General features: G+C 62.2%; 7 protein-coding genes and 1 pseudogene. 7 read left to right on the top strand and 1 reads right to left on the bottom strand.

Annotated elements, in window-relative coordinates; all coding sequences use genetic code 11:
- The 3 genes from RMO15_RS09610 to RMO15_RS09600 all read left to right on the top strand — a co-directional run.
- The coding region (locus tag RMO15_RS09610; RefSeq protein WP_309711205.1) for an FAD-dependent oxidoreductase at nucleotides 1-742 on the top strand (742 nt) is incomplete at its 5' end.
- A gap of 5 nt (nucleotides 743-747) precedes the next feature.
- On the top strand, nucleotides 748-2,265 hold the full coding sequence (locus RMO15_RS09605) for an altronate dehydratase family protein (protein ID WP_309711202.1): 1,518 nt from the start codon (nucleotides 748-750) through the stop codon (nucleotides 2,263-2,265).
- Nucleotides 2,262-3,338, top strand: a complete 1,077-nt coding sequence (locus RMO15_RS09600; RefSeq protein ID WP_309711201.1) for a hypothetical protein — start codon at nucleotides 2,262-2,264, stop codon at nucleotides 3,336-3,338. The genes RMO15_RS09605 and RMO15_RS09600 overlap by 4 nt, the downstream gene beginning before the upstream one ends.
- Before the next feature lie 2 nt (nucleotides 3,339-3,340).
- Here RMO15_RS09600 and RMO15_RS09595 read toward each other — a convergent pair whose 3' ends face one another.
- Nucleotides 3,341-4,240, bottom strand: a complete 900-nt coding sequence (locus RMO15_RS09595) for a diacylglycerol kinase family lipid kinase (protein ID WP_309711199.1) — start codon at nucleotides 4,238-4,240, stop codon at nucleotides 3,341-3,343.
- 94 nt (nucleotides 4,241-4,334) lie between these two features.
- On the opposite strand from RMO15_RS09595, the gene RMO15_RS09590 reads away from it, so the two are divergent.
- From RMO15_RS09590 to RMO15_RS09575, 4 genes and pseudogenes are all read left to right on the top strand, one after another.
- On the top strand, nucleotides 4,335-4,526 hold the full coding sequence (locus tag RMO15_RS09590; protein WP_309711196.1) for a hypothetical protein: 192 nt from the start codon (nucleotides 4,335-4,337) through the stop codon (nucleotides 4,524-4,526).
- The gene (locus tag RMO15_RS09585) at nucleotides 4,499-4,996 is read left to right on the top strand and encodes an ADP-ribosylglycohydrolase family protein (RefSeq protein WP_369016095.1); all 498 of its coding nucleotides are present in this window, start codon (nucleotides 4,499-4,501) and stop codon (nucleotides 4,994-4,996) included. The genes RMO15_RS09590 and RMO15_RS09585 overlap by 28 nt, the downstream gene beginning before the upstream one ends.
- Complete coding sequence (locus tag RMO15_RS09580; protein WP_309711191.1) at nucleotides 4,959-5,342, top strand: ADP-ribosylglycohydrolase family protein; 384 nt, start codon at nucleotides 4,959-4,961, stop codon at nucleotides 5,340-5,342. The genes RMO15_RS09585 and RMO15_RS09580 overlap by 38 nt, the downstream gene beginning before the upstream one ends.
- Nucleotides 5,343-5,371: 29 nt before the next feature.
- Nucleotides 5,372-5,780 (top strand): annotated as a pseudogene (locus RMO15_RS09575) (hypothetical protein); the annotation flags it as partial.

Here is a 5,780-nt window from a genome sequence, read left to right as displayed (position 1 = left end):
CGGGATTTTTCTGGATCGGAGCCTACAGACATCGGCGCGGGTCTTTCAGTTCTGCTGGAAGATGCTCGCTGAGGGCGATGCCACTCTTCCGGCTCGTGGCATGGGCACAATCGCCCTGCAGCTGGCTCAGGGACTGGACATTCGCCTGGAGTCGCCCATCGAAAATCTCTCGACGCTCGATGCCGACACGATTATCGTCGCCACCGCTGCACCCGAGGCCGCTCGGCTCACCGGACTTGTCACCCCCGAGGGCAGCGTGGGCACGACGACTCTCTACTTTGCGGGGAAAGTGCCACTCTGGCCGGGCAAGAAGTTTCTGCTGAACGCCAACTGCGATGCGTTTCTGAATCAAGCCGCACTTCTGACTAATATCGCCCCTGAGTACGCCCCTCCCGGCGAGCACCTGCTCTCGGCGTCCGTGATCGGCGTCCCCGCTCTCGACGATGCCGCCCTCTTTACCGCCGCCCTCACCGACCTACGGCGCATGTTCACCGGCGACACCGCCGCCCAGTCCGCCCTCGCCACCTACCGCCCGCTCCGCGCCTACCGCATTCCCTACGCGCAGTTTGCACAACCCAAGAACTTCTGGCAAACGCTTCCCGGAAATAAAGCGAACTTGCCCAACACGTACTTTGCAGGCGAGTTTACGGCGGCAAGTAGCATCAACGGAGCCATGCGCTCCGGCGAGAAAGCCGCAGAAGAAATTCTGGCAGGAGCTAGACCCGGCCACGGTGAATCTTAGAGGCTATGGAAGCCCGCGCCCTTAAGATTCACCCGGACGATGATGTTGCCGTCTTGCTCTCCCCCGCGATTGCCGCAGGAACGCATATCCGCATCGGAACCACTGACTACTACACCGACCAGGCCATTCCCTCCGGCCACAAGATCGCGCTACGGCCCTTGGCGGCGGGCACTGTGGTCAAGAAATACGGCCAGCCGTTTGCCCGCACCACGCAAGCCGTCACGGCGGGACACTGGCTCCACACCCACAACGCCAAGACCATGCTCGGGGCCAATGAGGCGTACGAGTACGTGCCCTATGCCCCCCCCGCCCCCACGAATGGGGAAGCCAGAGGGAGCTTCAACGGGTTTCTTCGGGTCGATGGCAAAGTCGGAATTCGCAACGAGCTGTGGGTGCTGTGCACGGTCGGCTGCATCAATAAAATGGCCGAGACGGTCGCCCGAGAAGCGCATGCAAAGCTGGCGGGCAGGAACGGCATTGACGGGGTCTATGCCTTCACCCACCCCTACGGCTGCGCTCAGCTCGGCGGAGACTTGCAGCAGACCCGGCGACTGATCGCGGCGCTGGCGGCACACCCGAACTGCGCGGGGGTCTTGCTCATGGGCCTCGGCTGTGAGAACAACGCGCTCATGGACCAAGTGGCGGCGTTTCGCGTGGCCGACCAAAACCGGGTGCGCTACTTCTCCGCCCAGGAAGTCAGCGATGAGATCGGCGAGGGCGTGCGCCTTCTGAGTGAGCTTGCCGAGATCGCGGCAGACGACGTGCGCACGCCCCAGCCTCTCTCCAAGCTCGTGCTCGGGATGAAGTGCGGCGGCTCGGACGGCTTCTCGGGCCTCACCGCCAATCCGCTCGTCGGGGTTTTGTCGGACCGTCTCGCCGCCGCCGGAGGCGTGAGCGTGCTCACCGAGGTGCCGGAAATGTTTGGCGCGGAGAAGCTCCTGATGCAGCGCGCCGCCGATGAGCCCACTTTCCACGCCATAGAGCGCATGATCAACGACTTCAAGGACTACTTTCGAAAGTACAACGAGCCCATCTCCGAGAACCCCGCACCGGGCAACAAAGCGGGCGGGATCACGACCCTCGAAGAGAAGTCCCTTGGCTGCATCCAAAAAGGCGGCGCAACGGCTCCGATTGCACATATCTTAGGCTATGGTGAGCCACTCGCCCCCAACCCAACACCCGGCATTGCCCTCGCCTACGGGCCGGGAAGCGATGTGGTCTCGTGCACCACGCTGGCGGGCACGGGGGCGCAGCTGGTGCTCTTTACCACGGGCCGCGGAACCCCGTTTGGCACCTGCGCCCCGACGTTTAAGATCGCCACCAACTCGGGGCTGGCAACGCGAAAGCCGGGCTGGATTGACTTCGACGCAGGCCGCTTGGTCGAAGAGGGCATCCCCCTCGAAACCCTCGCCGATGAGCTAATGGCTCTCGTCATCCAAGCCGCGTCGGGCGAGTACTTTACCAAAGCGGAGCGCAATGGGTGCCGCGAGATCGCGCTGTTCAAAGACGGAGTAATCAATTGAGTAAGATTTTAGTATTTGGAACCGGCGTGCTGCTACGCGGCCTGATCGCCGACTGTGCGGAAAAGGCGCAGATGCCCATCACCATGGTCAGCTCGACCCCCTCGGGCGACGACCGGGCACGGGCGTTGCGGGCAAGTGGCGGGAAGTTCACTCTCCGTGAGCGTGGGCTCGGTAGCGATGGCAGCGTGGTAGATACGGCGCGGGAAGTCGCGATTATCGAGAGTGCTCTCACGGCCAGCGATGATACTGAGGCAGTGCTTGCCACGGCGAGCGATCCTGCGATCGGGCTGGTCATCAGCAATGTCAGTGAGTCGGGGTTTAAGCTCACCGAGCCCAAGGAGCAGTCTTTCCCGGGGCGACTGGCAGCCTGGCTGAGAGCCCGGATGGAGTCGGGTGCGCCCGGTGTAACGATTCTTCCCTCGGAGCTGATCGCCGAGAACGGGAGCAAGCTCCGCGCAATGGTCGCTGAGTGCGCCCCCGACCCCGTATTTCTGGCCTGGCTGGACAGCGCCTGCGTCTTTTGTGACACGCTGGTGGATCGTATCTGCACCCAAGACGACACCGATCCCCTCGCCGCAATTGTGGAGCCCTACACGTTCTGGGCGATCCAAGGTACACCAACGGGAGCACTAGGAGAGCTGGCCGCCGCTAACCCTGGTGGCATTGTCGTTACTCCGAGTATCGAGCGCTATCAGGTGCGCAAAGTGCGGCTTCTCAACGGCCTGCACACTGCCATGGCCAGCATTGGCCCTAGCAAGTACGGCGTCGAGACCGTGCGGGAGGCACTGGAGCACCCGGAGCTGGGCCCGTGGCTGGAGTCGCTGCTCTGGGACGAGATTCTCCCGGCGATCTGCCCACCACTGGAAAAAGATGATGCTGAGGCGTTTGCGAGGCTCACGTTGCTGCGCATGAAGAACCCCTTTCTGGTACACAAGCTCTCCATGATCGCCGTCGGTGCCACCGTGAAGTGGGAAGCCCGCCTCTTGCCAACCATGGCCGCCTACGAGGAGCGCTTTGGCACACAACCCGAGAAGCTCACCGCCTGCCGCGAGGCGTTTCTGGCAGGGGGCTAGTCTCAGAGCGCGGGGGTCTTGATACGCAGTGCGCGGGGAGTAATCGTAAAGGTTGCTGGTGTGCTTTCGCCTAGGTCACCGTCGCGCTGAAGCGGGAGCGGCTTATCGGCTTCTAGAGTGATGTGCTTGCCTTGGTACGTCCAGATGTTGGGGCTCTGGTGGTGCCGTCCCCGTGCAGTGTCCGCGAGCTGGGGAAGAAATGCGGTGTTACGGAGGGGGCCAGGGAGCGCGGGAGCCGTGAAGAGCGCAATGTCGAGGAGGCCGTCGTCGGGCTGGGCATCGGGAAAGAGCCGAAGGTCACCGCCGTAGAGTGCAAGATTACTCACCGCCACCAAAAAGACATCGGTCTCGGGGAGAGCCACCCCATCAACCGTGACGCGAACCTTGGGGGGTGTGAAGGTTGCCAGCGCTCCGACGGCTGCTAGAGCATAGGCTGTCGCGCCCATGGTACTCTTGAGGTTCTCATTGACTTGGCGCACCGTCGCGCTATCCACGCCACCCGAGCAGACCAGCAGAAACGGCTCGTTATTGCATAGCCCTATGTCTATCCAGCGCTCCTCTTTGCCAAGCCCCGTATCCACTGCCGCTATGGGGTCGAAAAGAGAGACCCCCAGCTCACGTGCCAGGACATTGATCGTACCTGTAGGAAGGATCGCGAGGGGAGTATCCGTACCATGAAGGGCCTTCGCCGCTGCCCGCACTGTCCCATCGCCACCTGCCACAAAGATTAGCCAGGCTTCTGGGAGTAGTGCGCGGGTGAGCATCGTGACATCCTCGCCAGGACGAAGCACTACCTCTGTCCAGCGCCCTAGTCGCTCCCCCATTCGCCTTCGGGCCGTTTCCAGCCAGGAGTTGCTACTGTTGCCACCAGAGCTGGGATTGGAGAGGAGAAAAACACTCATATCAGGAGAGATGTCAAAGCACCCATGCTGGTTCCCTTCTCCTTACTTTCGTGGATAAAATATCCCGTGGTATCCTGCCACTCAGGACAAGACTATGGAAGATCTGCTAAAAGACCGCTTTGTTGGAGTGCTGATAGCCACAATGGTCGGCGATGCGATTGGCGTGCCTGTGGAAGGCTGGGACTGTCTGCGTATGGCCGAGCAGCTCGATAAGCTGCGCCACCTGCCCCGAGGAGAGCAAGAGCTGGCGACGGCGGTCTGGGCCTGGTCACGGGCGGTAAAGTAGAGCCGGGGCAAGCACGCTACTCCGACGACACGCAGATGGCCATTGGCATCGCTCAGGCGCTGGTAGACGATGGTGAGATCATCCCCGAGCATCTGGCACGGCACTTTGCGAAGAACTTTCAGCCCTGGCGCGGCTATGGCCCCGGAGCCTACGGGGTGCTGGATGCGCTAAAGCAGGGCCGCCCGTGGGACGAGCCCGCACGGCAGGTTTTTGGGGGTCAGGGCAGCTATGGCAATGGTGCTGCAATGCGTGTCGGGCCACTCGGGGCGTTCTACTGGGACGCCGATGTGGAGGTCATTTGCGAGCAAGCACGACTCTCCAGCCTGCCAACCCACACGCACAAGCACGGCATCGAAGGCGCGGTTGTAGTTGCGCTCGCCGTTGCGGGAGCGCTCCGGCAAGCGATGGCAGGTGCGGAGGAGCTCGATTGTCGTGGCGCTCCTAGGCTTTGTGCGCTCGGGAGTCACTGATGAGGTCTATCTCAAGAAGCTAGATCAAGTCGAGGGCTTTCTCGCTGCCGAGCCTGAGCCGTGTGTAGTCGCGGCGCGCCTGGGAACCGATCTGGCTGCAACGCTCTCCGTGCCTGCCGCGCTCTTTGCCTTTCTCTCACGCTGGGACTCGCTCCCCGACTGCCTTCTCTACGCCGTGAGTCTTGGCGGTGATGCGGACACGATTGCAGCGATGGCGGGCGCAATGGCGGGAGCGTTTCACGGGGCAGCAGCAATTCCCGAGAACTGGCTTGCGGCACTGGAGAACGGCCCCCAGGGCCGCGATTTTGCCGTCACGCTTGCTGAGCAGCTCTATGAACGAAGGTAATGAAATCGCGGTATCGGATAAAATAGCCCATGCCGCTTGTCTTTGCCGCGATTGCGCCTCATGGGGGAGAGATCGTCCCCCAGCTCACCGATGACCTGGCGCTCATGGCCAAAACCCGCGCCGCGATGCAGGAGCTGGGCCGCCGCTTTGCGGCGCAGAAGATCGATACCGTGATTGTTCTGACCCCGCATGGGATTGTGGTGGATAGTGCCCTCTCGATTGGGGCGACGCGCCACGCCGCCGGTATCGTGGGCGAGCCCGATGGCAAGCACATCAAGGCGTCGTTTGAAACCGATCTGGAGCTGGTTCAGAGTATCTACGCTGCCTGCGAGCAAGCCACAATCCCACTGGTACGACTGGTGGGTGAGGAAGCAAAAGAACGAGCCGTCTTACCGCTCGACTGGGGCGTCGTGATCCCGCTCTGGTTCACCGCGCATC

This window comes from Armatimonas sp. (assembly GCF_031410135.1).
Lineage (GTDB): Bacteria > Armatimonadota > Armatimonadia > Armatimonadales > Armatimonadaceae > Armatimonas.
Note: the sequence above shows the minus strand (reverse complement) of the source record. Positions and strands in the feature narration are given on the sequence as shown.